The organism is Candidatus Sphingomonas phytovorans (genome assembly GCA_029202385.1).
Taxonomy (GTDB): Bacteria; Pseudomonadota; Alphaproteobacteria; order Sphingomonadales; family Sphingomonadaceae; genus Sphingomonas; species Sphingomonas phytovorans.
Genome location: CP119314.1, coordinates 4,465,473 through 4,484,016, shown reverse-complemented (window position 1 = coordinate 4,484,016; position 18,544 = coordinate 4,465,473). Strand labels below are relative to the sequence as shown.

Annotated in this window: 24 protein-coding genes; 9 read left to right on the top strand and 15 right to left on the bottom strand. The window is 66.7% G+C overall.

From position 1 onward, the window contains the following. Positions 1 to 10: 10 nt before the first annotated feature. The 4 genes from P0Y59_20770 to P0Y59_20755 form a co-directional block, all read right to left on the bottom strand. A complete protein-coding gene (locus tag P0Y59_20770) occupies positions 11 to 490 on the bottom strand; it encodes a GNAT family N-acetyltransferase (GenBank protein ID WEJ99336.1) in 480 nt (159 codons plus the stop codon). Beyond that, on the bottom strand, positions 487 to 1,359 hold the full coding sequence (locus tag P0Y59_20765) for a DMT family transporter (protein WEJ99335.1): 873 nt from the start codon (positions 1,357 to 1,359) through the stop codon (positions 487 to 489). Before P0Y59_20765 ends, P0Y59_20770 begins: the two co-directional genes overlap by 4 nt. A 168-nt stretch (positions 1,360 to 1,527) precedes the next feature. After that, entirely contained in the window at positions 1,528 to 2,646 is a 1,119-nt protein-coding gene (gene ispG / locus P0Y59_20760) for a flavodoxin-dependent (E)-4-hydroxy-3-methylbut-2-enyl-diphosphate synthase (protein WEJ99334.1), read from the bottom strand. Between the two features lie 60 nt (positions 2,647 to 2,706). Beyond that, entirely contained in the window at positions 2,707 to 3,534 is an 828-nt protein-coding gene (locus P0Y59_20755) for a LytTR family DNA-binding domain-containing protein (GenBank protein WEJ99333.1), read from the bottom strand. Positions 3,535 to 3,650: 116 nt separating this feature from the next. On the opposite strand from P0Y59_20755, the gene P0Y59_20750 reads away from it, so the two are divergent. The 4 genes from P0Y59_20750 (at position 3,651) to P0Y59_20735 (ending at position 7,916) form a co-directional block, all read left to right on the top strand. Further along, positions 3,651 to 4,814: an acyltransferase gene (locus P0Y59_20750; GenBank protein ID WEJ99332.1), complete on the top strand. Its 1,164-nt coding sequence runs from the start codon at positions 3,651 to 3,653 to the stop codon at positions 4,812 to 4,814. Between the two features lie 99 nt (positions 4,815 to 4,913). Further along, entirely contained in the window at positions 4,914 to 6,089 is a 1,176-nt protein-coding gene (locus tag P0Y59_20745; GenBank protein WEJ99331.1) for an acyltransferase family protein, read from the top strand. Next, positions 6,086 to 7,012 carry an isoaspartyl peptidase/L-asparaginase gene (locus P0Y59_20740; protein ID WEJ99330.1) on the top strand — a complete coding sequence of 309 codons (927 nt, stop codon included), beginning with the start codon at positions 6,086 to 6,088 and terminating at the stop codon, positions 7,010 to 7,012. Before P0Y59_20745 ends, P0Y59_20740 begins: the two co-directional genes overlap by 4 nt. Before the next feature lie 43 nt (positions 7,013 to 7,055). Further along, entirely contained in the window at positions 7,056 to 7,916 is an 861-nt protein-coding gene (locus tag P0Y59_20735; protein ID WEJ99329.1) for a S1/P1 nuclease, read from the top strand. Here the strand turns inward: P0Y59_20735 and P0Y59_20730 are convergent. The 10 genes from P0Y59_20730 to ybgC form a co-directional block, all read right to left on the bottom strand. Further along, positions 7,913 to 8,182, bottom strand: coding sequence for a hypothetical protein (locus P0Y59_20730; GenBank protein WEJ99328.1), 270 nt, complete (start codon positions 8,180 to 8,182; stop codon positions 7,913 to 7,915). The two genes, P0Y59_20735 and P0Y59_20730, sit on opposite strands and share 4 nt — an antisense overlap. After that, positions 8,169 to 8,396: a toxin-antitoxin system HicB family antitoxin gene (locus P0Y59_20725; protein ID WEJ99327.1), complete on the bottom strand. Its 228-nt coding sequence runs from the start codon at positions 8,394 to 8,396 to the stop codon at positions 8,169 to 8,171. Before P0Y59_20725 ends, P0Y59_20730 begins: the two co-directional genes overlap by 14 nt. A gap of 10 nt (positions 8,397 to 8,406) precedes the next feature. Then, the gene (locus tag P0Y59_20720) at positions 8,407 to 9,309 is read right to left on the bottom strand and encodes an SPFH domain-containing protein (GenBank protein ID WEJ99326.1); all 903 of its coding nucleotides are present in this window, start codon (positions 9,307 to 9,309) and stop codon (positions 8,407 to 8,409) included. Between the two features lie 121 nt (positions 9,310 to 9,430). Further along, the gene (pal, locus tag P0Y59_20715) at positions 9,431 to 9,934 is read right to left on the bottom strand and encodes a peptidoglycan-associated lipoprotein Pal (GenBank protein WEJ99325.1); all 504 of its coding nucleotides are present in this window, start codon (positions 9,932 to 9,934) and stop codon (positions 9,431 to 9,433) included. Positions 9,935 to 10,047: 113 nt separating this feature from the next. Continuing rightward, positions 10,048 to 11,439, bottom strand: a complete 1,392-nt coding sequence (gene tolB / locus P0Y59_20710; GenBank protein ID WEJ99324.1) for a Tol-Pal system beta propeller repeat protein TolB — start codon at positions 11,437 to 11,439, stop codon at positions 10,048 to 10,050. Between the two features lie 8 nt (positions 11,440 to 11,447). Next, positions 11,448 to 11,768 carry a hypothetical protein gene (locus P0Y59_20705; GenBank protein WEJ99323.1) on the bottom strand — a complete coding sequence of 107 codons (321 nt, stop codon included), beginning with the start codon at positions 11,766 to 11,768 and terminating at the stop codon, positions 11,448 to 11,450. 128 nt (positions 11,769 to 11,896) lie between these two features. Next, positions 11,897 to 12,784 (bottom strand): cell envelope biogenesis protein TolA, encoded by an 888-nt coding sequence (locus P0Y59_20700; GenBank protein WEJ99322.1) that lies wholly within the window; start codon positions 12,782 to 12,784, stop codon positions 11,897 to 11,899. Between the two features lie 108 nt (positions 12,785 to 12,892). Continuing rightward, a complete protein-coding gene (locus P0Y59_20695) occupies positions 12,893 to 13,330 on the bottom strand; it encodes an ExbD/TolR family protein (protein ID WEJ99321.1) in 438 nt (145 codons plus the stop codon). Then, positions 13,331 to 14,035: a protein TolQ gene (tolQ, locus tag P0Y59_20690; GenBank protein ID WEJ99320.1), complete on the bottom strand. Its 705-nt coding sequence runs from the start codon at positions 14,033 to 14,035 to the stop codon at positions 13,331 to 13,333. Next, positions 14,032 to 14,499, bottom strand: a complete 468-nt coding sequence (gene ybgC / locus P0Y59_20685) for a tol-pal system-associated acyl-CoA thioesterase (protein WEJ99319.1) — start codon at positions 14,497 to 14,499, stop codon at positions 14,032 to 14,034. Before ybgC ends, tolQ begins: the two co-directional genes overlap by 4 nt. Positions 14,500 to 14,630: 131 nt before the next feature. Here ybgC and P0Y59_20680 point away from each other — a divergent pair, with 131 nt between their 5' ends. Genes P0Y59_20680 through P0Y59_20660 form a run of 5 tightly spaced genes read left to right on the top strand, consistent with a single transcriptional unit; the run spans position 14,631 to position 17,953 of the window. After that, a complete protein-coding gene (locus P0Y59_20680) occupies positions 14,631 to 15,068 on the top strand; it encodes a hypothetical protein (protein ID WEJ99318.1) in 438 nt (145 codons plus the stop codon). Continuing rightward, positions 15,061 to 15,273: a helix-turn-helix transcriptional regulator gene (locus tag P0Y59_20675; protein WEJ99317.1), complete on the top strand. Its 213-nt coding sequence runs from the start codon at positions 15,061 to 15,063 to the stop codon at positions 15,271 to 15,273. The genes P0Y59_20680 and P0Y59_20675 overlap by 8 nt, the downstream gene beginning before the upstream one ends. Positions 15,274 to 15,320: 47 nt before the next feature. Then, entirely contained in the window at positions 15,321 to 16,055 is a 735-nt protein-coding gene (locus P0Y59_20670) for an ABC transporter ATP-binding protein (protein ID WEJ99316.1), read from the top strand. Next, the gene (locus tag P0Y59_20665) at positions 16,052 to 17,488 is read left to right on the top strand and encodes a hypothetical protein (protein WEJ99315.1); all 1,437 of its coding nucleotides are present in this window, start codon (positions 16,052 to 16,054) and stop codon (positions 17,486 to 17,488) included. Before P0Y59_20670 ends, P0Y59_20665 begins: the two co-directional genes overlap by 4 nt. 60 nt (positions 17,489 to 17,548) lie before the next feature. Next, a complete protein-coding gene (locus P0Y59_20660) occupies positions 17,549 to 17,953 on the top strand; it encodes a VOC family protein (GenBank protein WEJ99314.1) in 405 nt (134 codons plus the stop codon). Positions 17,954 to 17,965: 12 nt separating this feature from the next. Here P0Y59_20660 and P0Y59_20655 read toward each other — a convergent pair whose 3' ends face one another. Continuing rightward, entirely contained in the window at positions 17,966 to 18,544 is a 579-nt protein-coding gene (locus tag P0Y59_20655; GenBank protein ID WEJ99313.1) for a YdeI/OmpD-associated family protein, read from the bottom strand.

Sequence of the window (18,544 nt, the reverse complement as noted above, 5' to 3'; positions counted from 1 at the left end):
CCGCCTCTCCTCAGCCGCGCCCCGCGAGCCTGGTGAGCGCCGTGCCGGACACGCGATTGACGGTCCAGTCGTCCATCGGCACCGCGCCCATCGCCTTGTAGAACTCGATCGCCCTGGTGTTCCAGTCGAGCACGGCCCATTCGAAACGCGTGCATCCGCGGTCGACCGCGATCCCGGCGAGATGCCGCAGCAAGGCCGCCCCGACTCCCTGTCCGCGCGCCTCGGGCGTCACGTACAGATCCTCAAGATATAGGCCGCGCCACCCGGTCCAGGTCGAAAAATTGTGGAAGAACAGCGCCATGCCAAGCGGCGTCCCGTCCTGCTCCGCGATCACCGCCTCGACGGCCGGATGGTCGCCGAACATCGCCTCGTGCAGCAGCGCCTCGGTCGCCACGACCTTGTCGGCCTCGCGCTCGAACTCGGCAAGCTCGCGCACGAAGCGCATGATGGTGGCGACATCGTCGGGAGTGGCGAAACGGAGTTGGGTCATGCTGCGGCCTCTGTCTGCGGGGCGGGTGCGGCGGTGCCGCGAATGGCGGCGAGGCACCCGGCGATGATCAGGCCGGCCCCCGCCACGGTGTAGAGCGAGACATGCTCGCCAAAGACGATCCAGCCAAGCATCGCCGCCCAGATAAAGGCGGTATATTCGACCGGCGCAAGGATCTGCGCCTCGGCCCGGCCATAGGCCCAGGCGAGCGCCGCCGCCGAGAAGGTGCCGAGCAATGTCGCCAGCCCGATCGCGGGCAGTTGCGCCACGGAGGGCATCACCGCGAACCAGGGTGCGCCGATCAGGAGCAGCACGCCGATCACCCCGCCGGTAAACAGCGTCACCTCGATCGGGTCGGCAAGCTGCGCCTGCTTGCGCAGCAGGACCAGGCTGAAACCATACAGGAAGGACGCCAGGATGATCGCACCCGACCCAAGCAGGGTCTCGCTCGACGCGCCCGTCTTCGCCTGCCCCCAGGCGATCACCACCACGCCGACGCTCGCAATGACTGATCCAAGGATCGCCGCGCGCCGGATCTGCTCGCCGAGCATCGCCGCCGCCAGGTACAGCGCGACCAGCGGCGCGAGGAAGGTCAGCGCCACGCCCTGCGCCATCGGCACGCGGACCAGGCCCCAGAAGAACAGCAGCACCGACATGCCGGCGGCAAAGCCGCGCCCGATATGCAGGTTGAGCGCCATGCGCGCCGGCCATTTATTACCACGAATAATGAAGATCGTGCCGGTCAGCACGGCACCGGCGACCGACCGCCACAGCACGGCACTGTAAGCGCCGCTGGCGATGCTCAGCCCCTTCATCACGGCATCCATCGCCGAATAGGTCGCGATGCCGAGGGTCGCGACCCCAAAAGCCACGGTTGCCGCCGAATATCTCGGGGACGCGCTCACACCCGGAGCCCGTCGCGCGGCGTGCTGCGCGACAGCATGGCCAGCGCGACCAGCGCCGCGACTCCAACCAGCGCCTGCGCCACGCGACCGCGCGCATCGGGCCTGCCCATCCTTTGTCTCCCGGTGACCGCCGCGTCAGGCGGCGGCGCGTGCCTCGTCCGCCGCCTCGATCTCGGCGGCCTTCGCCTCGACCAGCTTGACGATATGCTCGATCATGTCCTCGCTCTGGACGGTGTGATCGGTGACGCCCGACAGATAGACCATGTGCTTGCCGTTGCCGCCACCGGTCAGTCCGATATCGGTCTCGCGCGCCTCGCCGGGGCCGTTGACCACGCAGCCGAGCACCGACAGCGACATCGGCGTGCGGATATGCTGAAGCCGTTCCTCGAGCGCCTGCACCGTGCGGATCACGTCGAAGCCCTGGCGCGCGCAGCTCGGGCAGGAAACCACCCGGACGCCGCGGTTGCGGATGCCGAGCGCCTTGAGGATCTCGAAGCCGACGCGGACCTCCTCCTCTGGCTCGGCGGAGAGCGAGACGCGGATCGTGTCGCCGATGCCGTACCAGAGCAGCGAGCCGATCCCGATCGCCGACTTGACCGTCCCGCCGACGAAACCCCCTGCTTCGGTGATGCCGAGATGCAGGGGACAATCGACCACTTCCGCGAGTTGCTGGTACGCGGCGACCGCGAGGAACAGGTCCGACGCCTTCACCGCGACCTTATATTCGTGGAAATCGTGATCTTGCAGGATCTTGATATGATCCAGCGCGCTCTCGACCAGCGCCTCGGGGCACGGCTCGCCATATTTTTCGAGCAGGTCCTTTTCCAGGCTGCCCGCATTCACGCCGATACGGATCGCGCAGCCATTGGCTTTCGCCGCGTTGACGACTTCCCGCACGCGATCGGACGAGCCGATATTGCCCGGGTTGATGCGCAGGCAGGCAGCACCGGCATCGGCTGCCTCGAGCGCGCGCTTGTAGTGGAAATGGATGTCCGCGACGATCGGCACCCGGCTGGCGCGGACGATCTGCTTCAGCGCCGCCGTGCTCTCAACATCGGGGCAGGAGACGCGGATGATGTCGACCCCGGCATCCTCGCAGCGGCGGATCTGGTCGATCGTCGCCTTCGCATCGGAGGTCGGCGTGTTGGTCATGGTCTGGACGGTGACGGGCGCGTCGCCGCCGACAGGAACATTGCCGACCATGATCTGGCGGCTCTGACGGCGCGTGATGTCGCGCCAGGGACGAATGGACATGGAATTTCCTCGCTTCGCGGCCCCTATAGCGCCGGACAAGCGCGCAAGAAAGCACGAGCCTCAGCCCTGCATCGAATCCCGATAGCGACGGCTGCCGCGCAGGCTCGTCCCGTCAGCGAGGGTGACGGTGAAATCGCCGCTTCGATCGGTCTCGACCCGTCTCACCGCGGCCCGGCGGACCAGGCGACTGCGATGGATCTGGACGAAGCCGGATCCAAGCTCCGCCGCGACCGCGGCCAGGGTGGCGCGGTGGAGCAGGGTCCGCCCAAGCCAGGCCAGTTCGACATAGTTGCCGGCGGCATTGACGTGATCGATCTCATCGACCGGAATCTGATGCGACACCGCCCCGTCCACTACCTTCAGGGTGCGCGGCGACGCCGGCATATCCTTCGTCTCCCCGGCGCGCGCGAGCAACCACTGGGCGATGGCGATGAGGCCGGCAAACTGGAGATAGGAGGCGAAGTCCTTGCGAAATTCGTAGAGGATCGGGTTGGAGAGCCGGTTCAAGAACAGATACTGCCCGCCCTCCGCTGCGTAGTAGAGCTTTCGCAGGACCGTCATCAGCGCCATGTGAGCCAGCGACAACGGCACGCTGGCCAGCACGATCAGCAACAGCACGACGGCCCAGGAAAAGCGCGGCGGCCGCAAATGCCTGATCAGCCAACAGATCGCGGGCGCCACCGTCAGCCAGGCGACGATGCTGGTGACTTCCCAGACCCAGACATGCGCCTTGGTCTCGTGCCTGCCCGCAAGGGCAAGGTCACTCATCGTCGATTCGGCATTGGCGATCATCACGGCGAGCAGGATCACGAGGAAGCCACCGCCGAGAATGAGGGCGAGCCGGCGCTGCGCACCGTTCATCCCGCCTCCGCCGCTATTCGTCCCCATCGTTCTGGCCATCGTCCCTGTGATGCCGCGTTCCGCCCCTCCCCGATACCGGGCCGGGCGGGCCCTCGCTAGCCGTTGCCGATCGATGAACGAGAGGCGCGAGGGAGAGAGGCGCGATGGAACGACATTACGGAATGGACTGGCTGAGGATCGGGGCGTTCGGCCTGCTGATCTTCTACCATGTCGGCATGGTCTTCGTGACCTGGGGCTTTCATATCAAGACCGCCGACCCGGCCGAGTGGGTGGCGGTGCCGATGCTGCTGACCAATGCGTGGCGGCTGACCCTGCTCTTCGTCGTCTCGGGCTTCGCCAGTCGCGCGCTGTTCGCCAAATCGACCGGGATTCGCGGCTTCCTCGGCAACCGCAATGCGCGCCTGCTCCTGCCCCTCGCCTTCGGCGTCATCGCGATCGTGCCACCGCAAAGCTGGGTCGAACTGGTCACCCGGCATGGCTATGCGCACAGTTTTCTCTGGTTTCTCACGCATGACTATTTCCGTTTCGGCACGCTGGACGGGGTCATCCTGCCAACCTGGAACCATCTGTGGTTCGTCGCCTATCTCTGGGTCTACACCCTCGCCCTTGCGCTGTTGCTGGCACCGCGCCTGCCCGGCGTGCAGGCAATGTTCGACCGGCTGTTCGGCGGACCTGGCGTGCTCTGGATCCCGCTCGCCTGGCTGCTCCTGATCCGGGTGGCCCTGTTCCCCAATGTGGATGAAACGCACGACCTGGTCACCGACGGGGTCGCGCATCTGCAGTATTTCCCCGCCCTCCTGTTCGGCTTCGGACTGGCCGGCTCACGGCCGGCGCGGGCGGCGCTCGCACGATTCTGGGTGCCTGCGGCAGTGCTGGCGGTGGCGAGCTATGCGATCGTCGCCTCGTTCGCGATCGCCTATCCCGGCTTCGCTATCCCCACCCGGGCGATGGCGCGAATCTTCCATGTCGCCCGCGAGGTGCAATGCTGGGCGAGCATCGCCGCGCTGATCGGCATTGCCGAGCGCTTCTGGAACCGGGACCATGCGTGGCGGCCGATGCTGACCGAAGCTGTCTTCCCTTTCTACATCATCCACCAGACGGTGATCGTGGTGGTGGAATATTGGCTGAAGCCACTCGACATCGGCCCGGTCGCCGAGTTCGCGATCCTCGTCCCGGCGACGGTGACAGGATGCTGGGCCTTCTACCTGATCGGCCGCAGGATCGGCTGGCTTCGGCCGCTGATCGGCCTGAGGCGGAACCTCGCGCCGAAACCGGAGGCGGTCGCCGCCGACCTCCAGCCAGCCTGACCGGCCCGGACGAGGCGACCGCCTCGTCCGGGCCACCGCCCGCCGTGCGGCGTAACCCCTTGACTAGCCATGGCGTCAGGAAACGCTAAAGGCGCGCTCATGGAACGGCACTACGGCCTGGACTGGCTCCGCATCGGCGCCTTCGGCCTACTCATCTTCTACCATGTCGGCATGGTCTTCGTGCCGTGGGACTTCCATGTGAAGACAGCCCACCCGATCGACTGGGTGGCGATCCCCATGCACACGACCAACAGCTGGCGGCTGATGCTGCTGTTCGTCGTGTCGGGCTATGCCAGCCGGGCCCTGCTTGCCAAGAGCGCGAGCCCCGGCTCCTTTGTCGGATCGCGCAACAAAAGGCTGCTGATCCCCCTGCTGTTCGGCATGGCGATCATCGTCCCGATCCAGCCCTGGGTCGAGCTGACCACCAAGCACGGCTATGATGGCGGCTTCGGCTGGTTCTGGCTGCACGACTATTTCCGCTTCGGGACCTTCCACACCCTCCTCCTGCCCACATGGCAGCACCTGTGGTTCGTGCTGTATCTCTGGGTCTATACGGTGGCGCTGGCCGGCGGTGTGTGGCTGATGCGCGGGCGCAGCCTGCAGGGGATCTTCGACCGGATTTTCGGCACCGTCGCGATCCTGTTGTTGCCCGTCGCCTGGCTGCTGGGCGTCGACCTGTATCTTCTGCCCGGCGCGCGCGAGACTCACGACCTGTTCAGCGATGCGATCGCGCATGCCCATTACCTGCCCGGCTTCCTGTTCGGCTTCGCGCTGGCGCGGTCGGAGCCGGCGATGGCGGCGATCGGACGCTGGTGGAAAGCAGCGGGGATCGCCGCGGTGCTGAGCTACGCAGCGGTCGCCGCGATCGAGCTGCGCTGGCCGGGCAGCGCCATGCCCTATCCGTACGGCTATCTCTTCGCCTCGGCGCGGGCGATCCAGGGCTGGGGCGCGATCATCGCGCTGATCGGTATCGCCGAACGCTACTGGAACCACGACCATGCCTGGCGCCGGATGCTGACCGAAGCGGTGTTTCCCTTCTACATCATCCACCAGACGGTGATCGTCGCGGTCGAATGGGTGCTGCTGCCCTATGGCCTGCCCCCGCTGGCCGAGTTCGCGATCCTGGTCTTGGCGACGATCGCCGGATGCTGGGCCTTCTATCTTGTCGGGCGCGAGGTCGGGTGGTTGCGGCCGCTGATCGGGCTGCGCGGCTTCATCGCGCCACGGCATGCGCGCCCTTCCCCCAAACTGGCAACCGCGGAGACCCTGTCATGACTCAATCCGGCTGGACGCTCGTCATCCATGGCGGTGCAGGCATGATGACCCGCGATCGCATCACCCCCGAACAGGATGCCGGCGCGCGATCCGCGCTGGGGCTGGCGCTCGACGCAGGATCGGCCGTGCTGGCGGCCGGCGGCAGCGCGCTCGATGCCGTCGAGGCGGCGGTGCGCGTGCTTGAGGACGATCCCCATTTCAATGCCGGGCGCGGCGCCGCCTTGACTCATGAGGGAGTCGCCGAGCTCGACGCGGCGATCATGGAAGGAGCCGGCCGGGATGCCGGCGCGGTCGCCGGGGTGACCGGCACCCGCCATCCGGTGAGCCTTGCCCGCGCGGTGATGGAGCAGAGCCGGCACGTGCTGCTCGGCGGCGAAGGCGCCGACCTGTTCTCGCGCGAGCACGGACTCGAACAGGCCGGCCAGGACTGGCTCGTCCTGCCCGAGCGCCGCCGTCAGCTCGAGGAGTTGCAGGCGCGCGGCGCCGATGCGTTCGACGTCGACATGAAATACGGCACGGTCGGCGCGGTGGCCCGCGATAGCGCCGGCCATGTCGCCGCGGCCACCTCCACCGGCGGCGTCACCGGCAAGCGCTGGGGCCGGATCGGCGATTCGCCGCTGATCGGCGCCGGCACCTATGCCGACGACCGGGCCGGCGCCGTCTCGGCCACCGGCTCTGGCGAATATTTCATTCGTGCCGGCGTCGCCCACGAGATCTGCGCGCGGGTGCGCCTCGCCGGCATACCGCTCCGGGCCGCGGCCGATGCGGTGATGGCCGACGTGCTGGCGCTCGGCGGCAAGGGCGGCGTGATCGTGACCGGGCCGGAAGGCGAGCCGGTCTGGAGCTTCACCACCGCCGGCATGTACCGGGGCCGTGCCGGATCGGACGGCGCACGGACGATCGCGATCTACGGCGACGAATAGCCCATGCTTTCACGGTCAGGCCCGAACGGGTAGAGCGACGGCCATGAGTCGCTTCCTCCCCGCTCTCGCCGCCGTCGCCCTCGCCGCGACCGCTTCCCCCGCCGCCGCCTATTGGGAATATGGTCACCAGACCATCGCCCAGATCGCGCGGGCGAACGTCAAGCCGAAGACGCGGGTGGCGATCGATCGGCTGTTGCGCCAGTCGACACTGCTCGGCACGCCGACCTGCCCGGCGCGCTCGATCGAGGATGCCAGCATCTGGGCTGATTGCATCAAGAATATCAAGGGTCCGGACGGCAAACGCCCGTTCGATTTCGCCTATAGCTGGCACTATCAGAACGTGAACATCTGCAAGCCGTTCGATCTCACCGTGCCGTGCAAGGACGGCAATTGCGTATCGGCGCAGATCGAGCGCGACGTGAAGCTGCTGCGTGACAAGGCGACCCCCTTGAAGGATCGCGTCGAGGCGCTTGTGTTCCTGATCCACTTCGTCGGCGATCTGCACCAGCCGCTCCATGCCGGCGACAAGGGCGACAAGGGCGGTAACGAGGCCAAGACAAGCTATGGCATCCTGGAAACGCCGCGGCTCAACCTGCACACCGTGTGGGACGGCTATCTCGCCGAACGCGCGATCTCGACACCACCGTCCGTGGTGCGGCGCTATTCCGCGACCGAGCGCGCGACGATGGCGACCGGCGACGTGACCGACTGGAGCCGCGAGAGCTGGCAGATCGCGCACGACTCCGCTTATGCCAGCGCGATGAAGGGCGATCCCTGCGCACCGACGCCGGAGCACATGACGCTGGACGACGCGACGATCGCGTCGCTCGTCCCGGTCGAGCGCCTGGAAGTGCAACGCGGCGGGCTTCGGCTGGCGAAGCTACTCGACAAAGCCTTTTCCTAGTCCTGCGACCCCCAGCGCCAGCGCCAGCCGCCGTCGGTCTTGCGCCAGGCGATGGTCGCGAAGGCCACGATCAGCGTAACGCCGACGATGGCCTTGAACAGGTCGCCGGGCAGAAAACGGATGTCGAGCAGCAGCGCCGCGCAGAAGCCCAGCGTCAGCGCCCAGCCCTGCCACGTAACCGGCGTCGCACCCAAGCCGAACAGCTTGGGCGCGAACCAATAGCCTTCGCGCACATGGTACCAACGTTTGATATCATCCAATCCCATCACCGCCTCCATCAGCCGGGGTTTTTGCCGGCCTTCCGCGCTTTGCCCGGACCGGCGCTTCAAGCTTCACGCCACGCTTCGACAGCGCCTCGCGAATCAGGCATTCGAGCTGGGCATTGACGCTCCGCAGGTCGGCCGCCGCCGCACGCTCGACCGCCGCGTAGAGCGCGGGGTCGAGGCGTAGCGGGAACGCCTTTTTGGAGGGAGCGCTCAACGAGACCGGCTTACTGGTAGAGCGTGCCGGTATTGACGACCGGCTGGGTATCGCGTTCGCCGCACAGCACGACCATCAGGTTGGAGACCATCGCGGCGCGGCGCTCGTCGTCCAGCTCGACCACATTCTTCGCCGACAGCATCTCCAGCGCCATCTCGACCATGCCGACCGCGCCCTCGACCAGCGTCTTGCGCGCGGCGACCACGGCCTGCGCCTGTTGCCGCCGCAGCATCGCCCCCGCGATCTCCTGCGCATAAGCGAGGTGAGTGAAGCCGCATTCATCGACGGTGATGCCCGCGACGGCGAGCCGGGCAATCAGTTCCTCGCGGAGTTCGGCGCTCACCTGATCATGATTGCCCCGCAGCGTGACTTCCTGATGCTCGAAATCGTCATAGGGATAGCGGGCGCCGATAGTACGCACGGCGGCCTCGATCTGGACGATTACGAACGCCTTATAATCATCGATATCGAACAAGGCCTGAGCGGTGTCGGTCACGCGCCAGACCACCTGCGCCGCGATCTCGATCGGGTTGCCACGCAGGTCGTTCACCTTGAGCCGTTCCGAGATCATGTTGTTCGCGCGGAGCGACACCTTCTTGCGGACCAGCCAGGGCAGCACCCAGCGCAGGCCGGTGGTCCGATCGGTGCCCTTGTACGATCCGAACAGGGTGATGGCCGCCGCCTGGTTGGGCTGGAGCATGTAGAAGCCGGCCAGCAGGAACACTGAAACGACGATGCCGCCGGTTATCAGCACGCTGGCGAGCCCCGGCACGTCCCTGACGAGCGTCGTCCCGAAACCCGCCGCGGCATTGGCGATCAGGATGACGAGCAACATGACATAGCCGCTGGACGTGGACGCCGTCCGCTCTTTCGACAGTGTGAGCGCGGTATTTCTGACGACCGAATCCGACATGGGAGCCTCCCGTTAATGTGATATCACATTTATATCGAGATTTAGCCCTGGGCAAGCGGAAACGAAAACGCCGCCGGATCGGGCGATCCGGCGGCGCTGTCGATACGCGAAGTGAGAGAGTTCAGTTCAGGACGATCGTCACCGCGCGGCGGTTCTGGGCCCAGCTCGCCTCGTCCGAGCCGAGCGCGATCGGGCGTTCCTTGCCATAGCTGATCGTCGAGATGCGCGCCGGGTTGATGCCGCGCGCCGCAAGGTAATTCTTCGCGGCGTTGGCGCGGCGATCGCCGAGCGCGAGGTTGTATTCGCGGGTGCCACGCTCGTCGCAATGGCCTTCGAGGCTGACGGGCACGTTGGGCCATTTGGCGAGCCACGCAGCCTGGCTGTCCAGGATTTCACGGGCATGCGCGTCGATATCGTAGCGGTCGAGCGCGAAGTTGACCGTGTTGCTCGTCACCGAGCGCTCGAAGTCGGCGCGCGAGCCGGGAACGACATCGTCGCGGGTCACCGGGCCGCTGGGGCTCGTGTCCGGACCGGGCGCGGGCGGAATCTGCTTCGGTTTCGGGCTGCATGCGGCAGTCGCGACGAGCGCGGCGGCAACGATGAGCGTGGTCGTCAGTCTGGCCATCAGGCTTCTCCTTCGATCAAGAGTCGTTTCGATTGCGTCTCGCCCCACCGGCATCGCTTTAAGGTTAACCGGAGTCAACGTCAGGCTGAACGGTGATACGGGCGCGAATTGCTTCAGGGGCGTAACGGTCCCCAGGCCGGATCCGATCCGTCAAGCGGCGTCGGAATCTTCCGTTCGTTGACCCCGGTCAGGTCGACCGACCACAGATCGGCATTGCCGGCGCCACCCCGGTGCGAGCGGAAGAAGGTGAGCACACGGCCATTGGGCGACCAGCTTGGCCCCTCGTCCTGCCAGCTGTTGGTCAGCAGGCGTTCGCCGCCGCCGCTCGGGCTCATCACGCCGATCCGGAAATCGCCCGAAATCCTGGTGAAGGCGATCAGGTCGCCGCGCGGGCTCCAGACCGGGGTGGCGTAGCGCCCGCCGCCAAAACTGATGCGCTGCTGGTTCGATCCGTCGGCGTTCATCACATAGATCTGCTGGCTGCCCGAACGATCGCTCTCGAAGGCGATACGGGTGCCGTCGGGCGAATAGCTGCCGCCGGTGTCGATCCCCGGCGCATTGGTCAGCCGCTGCGGCGACCCGCCGGAGGTCTGGACCCGATAGACATCGGTATTCCCCGCCACCGCCATCGAGAACACGATCCACCGCCCATCGGGCGAGAAGCGCGGGGCGAAGGTGAGGTTGGGATTGTTGACCAGCAACCGCTGCTGCGCCGTCGCGACATCATAGACGTAGATGGCCGGGCGATCGTTCAGATAGCTCATATAGACGATCGACTTCTGGTCCGGCGAGAAGCGCGGGGTCAGCACGGTCGACTGGCCGTTGGTCAGGAAACGATGATTCGCACCGTCCTGGTCCATGATCGCCAGCCGCTTGAACCGCTTCGCCTTTGGTCCGGTTTCGGAAACGTAGATGACACGGCTGTCGAAATACGGCCCTTCGCCGGTCAGCCTCGTGTAGACCATGTCTGCGCATTTGTGCCCGGCACGGCGCCAGTCTCCCGGCGAGACGACGAAACCCTGGCGGGTAAGCTCGCTGCGCGCGAACACGTCGTAGAGATAGCAGCCGACCGTCAGCGTGCCGTCGTCGTTCGCGCGGACGAATCCCTGGACCAGGGTCTGCGCGCCGGCACCGCCCCAATATTCGAAGGACGGCGCGGTGACTTCGGGAAAGGCGACGCCCTTGAGCGCGTTCGACGCGATCGGCTTGAACAGGCCGCTGTTCTTCAGGTCGTTGGTCACGATCTGCGCGAGATCGCGACCGAGCTTGTCGGTCGGGCCGGCGGGCGTGTTGACCACGGCTGAGGTCGGCATCACGGGAACAGCGATCCCCAGTGGTGCCGAGGTGCCGCCGACGACATCGACCACCAGGCCGCCGTCCTGCGCAGGGGGCACCTGGGTAGCCGTCACCGGCGGCGGGGCGACGGGAGCATTCTGCGCCTGGGCCGAAAGCGGCAACAGGGCGGCGAACGCGGCGGCCAGTAACACGATAGGGGAAGATGTCATCATGGTCCTCATCCCGGAAGTTTGTAGCGCAAGCTGAAATTGCTCCAGCCATTGGGGCCGTCGTAGAGTTCTGGCGGCAGGCCCCGGAGCGGCGAACAGTCCCGAAACGCCGTATTGGCGCCATCGACCACGGCACCGACATATCGACGGTTGGAGTCGTCCACGCCCGCTGGCTCACCTACCATCTCCGGCGCGGCGGCAAGGGACCCATCGCGATTATAGCGGAGTCTCACCGTCAAGACGATCCGCTCCGCCCCCGGCCCTGGCTTAGCGATGCGGTCGAAGCAGGGCGAGAACTGGCGCCTGATCGACGCCGCCATGTCAGCCATCGCCTGCCCGCTGAGAGGATCCGGCGACGCGATATGCGGCTTCTGCGCATCGGCATGTCCAAGGGACACAATCAGTGCGCACAGTCCGACGAATGCGAGGGCGTAGCGGGATGGGGACATCGCATACCTCATCCCGGCAACTTGTAGCGCAAGCTGAAATTGCTCCAGCCATTGGGGACGTCATAAAGTTCGGCGGGTAGCCCGCGGAGCGGCGCGCAGCCCTTGAAGGTGGCGATCGCATTGTCGTCCACCCGGTCCTGGTAGCGGCCATTCTCGGCATCGACGCCGCTATGGCCGACGACCTGCGGATTGCCAGCGAGCGACCCGTCACGGTTGAGGCGAAGCCGGATCGTCACGATGATCCGCTCGGCGCCCGGCCCGGGCTGCACCTGGCGATCGGCGCAGGGCTGCACCTGGCGCCGGATCGCCGAACCGATATCGGCTGCGGCCTGCTGGCTCATCACCGCCGCCTGCGGCACCACCGACTTGGCGGGCGACGGCTTGTCCGACAGGCCCTTGAGGAAATCGTCGCCCAGGCGCGATCCACGCGGGCGCGGCTTCGTCGACGCCGTGTCGGTGCCGGTGGCGCGGTTATGAGAAGCGGTCGCGCGGCTGGTTGGCGCTGCCTCGCGGGTCGGCGGCTTCTTCGACTTGTCTGGCGTCGGGGCGACCGGCTTCTTCGGCTCAGGCACCGCATTGGGCGCGGGCTTGGGCGGCGGCGCTGCCTTGGGCTGGGGCTTGGGCGGCACCGGATCCGGCTGCGGCTCCTCCTTCGGCGCGGCAGGCGCGGCATCTTCGGGCGGGCCCTGCTCGGGCGCCTGCGATTCGGCCGGCGGCGTCACCGCCTGCGGCGCCTTGGCGACGAGATCGACCTTGTCGACCAGCGACACCTCGATCGGCGCCTGCTTCGGCATTTCCGGATCCCGCGCGGCGAGGAAGCCCATCGAGAGCAGGCCAAACAGGACGGCATGGCCGAACAGCGCGACACCCAAGGCGATCGCTTCGGACCGCTGCATCGTACGAGACCTATGAACCGTTCGTTTCGAGCGCAGTCGGGAAACGAGCCGCGGGCGCGACGCATGGTTTCTCTACTGCGCTCGAAACGAACGGAAGGGGAGCGCGTGTCATTTGCCGTCGTCGCCGACCGTCACCAGCGCGACCCGGTTGAGGCCAGCATGGTTGAGTTCCCCCATCACCCGCATGACGCGGCCATAGTCGAGACTCTTGTCGGCGCGCAGGAATATCTGGGGTGGCTTGCCGCCTTCAGTCTTCGCGGCGAGCTGCCGCAGCACGTCAGGCAGGATATCCTGGCTGACCTCGTCCTGGTCGACATGGATCTTGCCGCCGGCCTCCATCGAGATCTGCACCGGCTTCTGGTCCTGGTCGAGCGGCTTGGCGCGGCTGTCCGGCAGGTTCACCGGTACGCCGGCGGTCAGCAGCGGCGCGGTGACCATGAAGATGATCAGCAGCACCAGCATCACGTCGACCAGCGGCGTGACGTTGATCTCCGCCATCGGTGCGCGCCGGCCGCGGCTGCGCTGCGAGGGAAGCTGCATCGCCATCTAGAGCTTCCGCCCGTCAGTCTCGAGTTGGCGGCTCAGCGTCGCGTGGAAACCGTCGGCGAAGCGGTTGAGCCGTGCCTCGATCCGGTTGATGCCGTGGCTGAAGCGATTGTAGGCGATCACCGCCGGGATGGCGGCGAACAGGCCGATCGCGGTGGCGAACAGCGCCTCGGCAATGCCCGGCGCGACCACGGCAAGCGAGGTGTTCTGCGCCGAGGCGATACCGGTGAAGCTGCGCATGATGCCCCAGACAGTGCCGAACAGCCCGACGAACGGCGCGACCGACCCGACGGTGGCGAGGATGTTGAGCCGGTCCGACAGCTTGTCGATCTCGCTCGCCACCATCGATCCCATGGCGGTCGCCAGTCGTTCGCGCGTGCCCTCGCGATCGATCGCACCGCTTGCGGTCGAGCGGCGCCATTCCTTGACGCCGGCCGAGAAGACCCGCGCGATCGGCAGATCGCTATCGCCCTGGATGCGGTGGAAGGCGTCGATATCCTCCGCTTTCCAGAAATCGCGCTCGAATTTCTCGATCTTGCGGCGCGTGCCGCCGATCCGGCGCCAGAAAGTGAGGATGATTGCCCAGGTCCAGATGCTGGCACCCAGCAAACCGAGCATGACGATCTTCACGACCAGGTCCGCCTGGAGGAAAAGCGCGACCGGCGACATCGTCGCGGCATCGGTATTAAAGAACACTTCGTTCACGCTTCCTGATCCCTCTGGCCAACGAGGCGCTGGAATGCCTCGATCCATTCTCTTGGCTGCCGCTTCGGCTTGCCAGATACACCGACCAGCGCCGCAGTCACTTCCGCCTCGCTCAGTATCTGGGCACCGCGCATGACTCTCTGATGAATATCGACCGACGCGGCGCGCACCTGCATCAATCTGGTCACCACGACCAGCGCATCGTCGAGCTTCGCCGGCGCGCGATAGCGAATGGCGAGCGCGCTGACCGCATAGGCACCCTCGCCCCCTTCCTGCGCCGCGCGCTGGTCAATCCCGGCGAGGCGGAGCATGTCCGACCGGGCACGTTCCATGTAGCGCAGATAATTGGCGTGATAGACGACGCCTGACAGATCGGTGTCCTCGAAATAGACGCGGACCGGGAATCGATGCTCGATCCCGTCGAAGCGGCCTTCGACCGGTTGATCCTGTTGCTGCGCCACCATGTCCTGTCGTCCTAACGGACCGGTTCATCGGAAGGAACCCCGTTCACCGCGCCGGAGGTTCATCTCGTCCCCTGCTTGACAGTAAAGTAACCCATGGGTTACATGTAACCTCAGAGTTACAAGGACGCGACATGATCAATCAGACCGATCTTGCCGATCGCATCGCCTGGGGCCGCGCCCGCGCCGCCACCGCGATGGCACTCGTATTCGTGGCGGCGCAGGCGGGCAGCTTTCCCGACGCGCCGGTCAATCGCCCGCAAAGCCTTCACCTCGCTGCCTGGATCGTGTGGGCGGCAGCGCTGCTGCTGTTCCTTGCCTGGGGCGGCGGATTGCTGCGCGGCGCGCGGATGCGCGCCCTGCTCAACGACGAGACAACGCTAGATCATCGCAAGCGGGCGATGGCGCTTGGATTCTGGGGCGCGATCGGCACGGCCACCCTGGTCTATGCCATCAGCTTCTACGAGCCGATCTCGGCACGCGAGGGTGCCCGGCTCGTCATCACCTTCACGATCGCACTCGCCCTGCTCCGCTTCGGCACGCTCGAGCGGCGGGCGCTGAAGGATGGCTGACCGGCTGCTCAACAGCCTGAAGGACGAACGCGCCCGGCTCGGCCTGACCCAGGCCGATCTGGCCGACCGGGTCGGCGTCAGCCGCAAGACGATCAACACCGTCGAAAACGGCGTGTTCATCCCCTCCACCACCCTCGCACTGAAGCTCGCCCAGGCGCTGGAGAGACGTGTCGAGGACATCTTTCAACTCGCCCCGGAGAATTGACAACGACCCATCTGGACGGCCCCGCACATTGTTCTAGGCTGTAGCGCATGACCGAACCCGCCCTCAGGATCCGCGGCCTGTCCAAGAGTTTCGACAAGCCGGTCATCACCGGCCTCGACCTGGAGATCGGTGCCGGGCAGCTCTATGCCCTGCTCGGCCCGAACGGCGCGGGCAAGACCACCACCCTGCGCATGGTGACCGGCCTGACCCGGCCGGATTCGGGCACAATCCATATCTACGGCATCAGCGCCCGGCAGCATCCCAACGAAGCCAAGGCGATCACCGCCTGGCTGCCGGACGAGCCGATGCTCTACGACAAGCTGACGCCGAGCGAATATCTCGCCTTCGTCGCCGGGCTTTGGCGGATGGAGCCGCAGGCCGCGGCTGACGAGGCCGAGCGACTGCTCCACTGGCTCGACCTGTGGGACGAGCGGGATACGCGATGCGAGGGCTTTTCGCGCGGCATGAAGCAGAAGGTCGCACTGGCCGGCGCGCTGATCCACGACCCGAAGTTGCTGATCCTCGACGAGCCGCTGACCGGGCTCGACGCCGCCATGGCGCGGGCGGTGAAGGATGCGCTGCGGGCGCAGGTCGATGCGGGGAAGACGGTGATCGTCACCACCCACATCCTGGAAGTGGCGGAGCGCATGGCCGACCGGATCGGCATCATCGCCGGCGGCAGGCTGCTCGCCGAGGGCACGCTCGAGGAACTGCGGAGCAGCGCCGGTACCGAGGGCCAGACGCTGGAAGACACCTTCATCCGCCTGACGAGCGGCGCATGATCGCTGGCCTGAGGCCGGTGCCGGGCAGCTTCACCTGGCTGGCCCTGCACGAGATCCGGCTCGCCTGGCGAACCCGGCCGCGCAAGGGCGCGACACGCTGGATCGGCTACATGATGCTGCTGGCATGGCTGGCCTTTGGCTGCTTCCTTGCCTGGGTCCTGCGCGACGAGCCGATCCTGCCGCTGCCCGGAATCATGACCGGCATCCTGGCCGGCAGCATCGTCGGCTTCAGCTTCATGACGACCCAGGCGATCATCGGCAGCCAGCGCACCCTGTACGAGAATGGCGATCTCGACCTGCTCTTTTCAGCACCGATCGAGGGGCGGACGGTCCTGCTCGCGAAGCTGTCCGGCATCGCCGGCACGATCGTGCTGACCTATGCAGTGCTGCTGCTGACCCTGGTCTTGCCGATCGCGCTCTTCGGCCATCCGCAATTGCTGGGGCTGGTGGCGCTGCTTGCCGCGCTCGCGCTGGCCGCCGCGGCGATCGGGCTGGGGATCACGCTCGGCCTGGCGAAGCTGGCGGGGCCCCGCGCCGCGCGGACGGTCGGCCAGATCTCGGCCGCGCTACTGGGCGGCGCCATCTTCCTCGTCTCCCAACTGGCGGGCCATGGCGACCGGCGCGAATCGAGCGTGTCGGTGCTGTTCGAACGCTTCAGCGACGAGGGTGTCGGGAGCACCGGCCTGTCCGGCCTGCCCGGCCATGCCGCCTTTGGCGATCCTGTCGCGGTCATCGTCCTGCTGGGCATCGGCGTGCTGCTGTTCGTGCTGGCCGGCATCATGCTGCAACGCCTGTTCCTGTCCGGCTATCAGGACGGCGGCGCCCGCCTGTCCCGCGCCCGGCCGACCGGGCGAGCCACCGACCGGTTGTTCCACGCCAGCCTGTTCCGGTCGGTCTTCGCCAAGGAATGGCGGCTGCTCGCACGCGACCCGGCGCTCGTCTTCCAGATCCTGCTGCGGCTGATCTATCTCGCGCCGATCGTCTTCGTCGCCTTCGGCCGGGGCAGCCATGCGCCGATGACGCCCGGCCTCGCCTTCGCCAGCGTGCTGCTCGCCGGCCAGATGGTCGGCAGCTTCGCCTGGCTGACCGTCTCGGCGGAGGACGCGCCCGACCTGATCACTGTCTCCCCGGTCAGCAAGGCGGCAATCGACCGGGTAAAGCTGATGGCCGCGTTCGCGATGGCAGCGCCGATCGGGGTGATTCTGCCGATCGTGATCGCGTTCCAGACGCCGCCGGGGGCACTGGTGACGCTGGCGTGCACGGCGGTCGGCGGCAGCGCCGCCGGCTATATCGAGCTCAAGCTCGGCAAGCCGGCGCAACGCAGCAGTTTCGCGCGGCGGCGCTCCGGATCGGTGGTCGGGAACATATTGTCGATCCTGGTCGCCATCATCTTCGGCGGAATCGCGGGAGCAGCGGTTTATTTTATCCGCTGACGAAGGCCGTTGCGCCGGGCTAAGCTTGGGGTACCGAATCATCCCTTCAGGAGAGCATCGATGGTCGAGCGGCCCACCAACGGCATCACCGCGTTCCTCACGATCCGCGGCAAGCGCGGGCAGGAAGCGCTCGATTTCTACACCCGCGCCTTCGGCGCCGAGGTGACCGAGAAGAATCTCGCCGAGGACGGCCAGCGGCTGATGCAGGCCGGCCTGAAAATCAACGGCGGCTGGCTGATGCTGTCAGACGAATTTCCCGAATGGCGCGGCTATGACGAGCCCGAGCCCAAGGGCGTCGGGCTTCATTTGCAGGTCGACGATGCCGATGCCTGGGCCGAACGCGCGGCCGCGGCGGGCGCCACGATCACCATGCCGGTCGACAACCAGTTCTGGGGCGACCGTTACGGCCAGCTCACCGATCCGTTCGGGCATCTCTGGTCGATCGGGTCGCCGATCAAGGAATAGCACGCGCCGGTTTCAGTGCACCGTCTCGCCGCGGGCGCACATGCCGACGAACTTCACGATCCGCGCGGCGCGGGTTTCCGGCTTCTTCGCGTCATGGATGCGGTAGAGGATCGCATAGCGGTTCGCGCCGGTAAGGCCGTCGAAAAAGGCCCGTGCGCCGGGTTCGGCGTCGAGCGCCGCGGCAAGATCGTCGGGAACGGCGATGCTGCTTTGCGGGGCATAGGCCGCGTCCCAGCGCCCGTCGGCTTTGGCCGCATCGATCTCCCGCTGGCCCGCCGGCGCGATCCGCCCGGCCTTGCCAAGCTCGACGGCGCGATCGCGGTTCCTCTCCGACCATTTGCCCCGGGGCTTGCGCGGCGTGAAGCGGATCAGCCACCAATGCTCGTCATAGGGATCCGACTGGCCGTCGATCCACCCATGGCACAGCGCGCCGTCGATCGCCCCGGCCTTCGATACCGACAGGACGCCGGCATGTGCCTTGGCAAGCTTCAGCCACACGCCCTTGCTGTCACGCGGCTGCGCGGCGAGCCACCCCTCCCATGCCTCGCCATCAGCAAAGGACAGGATTGGCAGGCCGGCGCGTTCCTCCAC

Excerpts from the sequence above, each read along its gene's own strand:
- P0Y59_20660 (WEJ99314.1), top strand. The coding sequence starts at position 17,549 with ATGGTCGAGCGGCCCACCAACGGCATCACCGCGTTCCTCACGATCCGC.
- P0Y59_20755 (WEJ99333.1), bottom strand. The coding sequence starts at position 3,534 with ATGGGGACGAATAGCGGCGGAGGCGGGATGAACGGTGCGCAGCGCCGG.
- P0Y59_20665 (WEJ99315.1), top strand. The coding sequence starts at position 16,052 with ATGATCGCTGGCCTGAGGCCGGTGCCGGGCAGCTTCACCTGGCTGGCC.
- pal (WEJ99325.1), bottom strand. The coding sequence starts at position 9,934 with ATGGCCAGACTGACGACCACGCTCATCGTTGCCGCCGCGCTCGTCGCG.
- P0Y59_20750 (WEJ99332.1), top strand. The coding sequence starts at position 3,651 with ATGGAACGACATTACGGAATGGACTGGCTGAGGATCGGGGCGTTCGGC.
- P0Y59_20670 (WEJ99316.1), top strand. The coding sequence starts at position 15,321 with ATGACCGAACCCGCCCTCAGGATCCGCGGCCTGTCCAAGAGTTTCGAC.
- P0Y59_20730 (WEJ99328.1), bottom strand. The coding sequence starts at position 8,182 with ATGGGATTGGATGATATCAAACGTTGGTACCATGTGCGCGAAGGCTAT.
- P0Y59_20705 (WEJ99323.1), bottom strand. The coding sequence starts at position 11,768 with ATGGCTGACATGGCGGCGTCGATCAGGCGCCAGTTCTCGCCCTGCTTC.
- ispG (WEJ99334.1), bottom strand. The coding sequence starts at position 2,646 with ATGTCCATTCGTCCCTGGCGCGACATCACGCGCCGTCAGAGCCGCCAG.
- ybgC (WEJ99319.1), bottom strand. The coding sequence starts at position 14,499 with ATGGTGGCGCAGCAACAGGATCAACCGGTCGAAGGCCGCTTCGACGGG.
- P0Y59_20695 (WEJ99321.1), bottom strand. The coding sequence starts at position 13,330 with ATGGCGATGCAGCTTCCCTCGCAGCGCAGCCGCGGCCGGCGCGCACCG.
- P0Y59_20680 (WEJ99318.1), top strand. The coding sequence starts at position 14,631 with ATGATCAATCAGACCGATCTTGCCGATCGCATCGCCTGGGGCCGCGCC.
- P0Y59_20700 (WEJ99322.1), bottom strand. The coding sequence starts at position 12,784 with ATGCAGCGGTCCGAAGCGATCGCCTTGGGTGTCGCGCTGTTCGGCCAT.
- P0Y59_20735 (WEJ99329.1), top strand. The coding sequence starts at position 7,056 with ATGAGTCGCTTCCTCCCCGCTCTCGCCGCCGTCGCCCTCGCCGCGACC.
- P0Y59_20770 (WEJ99336.1), bottom strand. The coding sequence starts at position 490 with ATGACCCAACTCCGTTTCGCCACTCCCGACGATGTCGCCACCATCATG.
- tolB (WEJ99324.1), bottom strand. The coding sequence starts at position 11,439 with ATGACATCTTCCCCTATCGTGTTACTGGCCGCCGCGTTCGCCGCCCTG.
- P0Y59_20740 (WEJ99330.1), top strand. The coding sequence starts at position 6,086 with ATGACTCAATCCGGCTGGACGCTCGTCATCCATGGCGGTGCAGGCATG.
- P0Y59_20720 (WEJ99326.1), bottom strand. The coding sequence starts at position 9,309 with ATGTCGGATTCGGTCGTCAGAAATACCGCGCTCACACTGTCGAAAGAG.
- P0Y59_20675 (WEJ99317.1), top strand. The coding sequence starts at position 15,061 with ATGGCTGACCGGCTGCTCAACAGCCTGAAGGACGAACGCGCCCGGCTC.
- P0Y59_20745 (WEJ99331.1), top strand. The coding sequence starts at position 4,914 with ATGGAACGGCACTACGGCCTGGACTGGCTCCGCATCGGCGCCTTCGGC.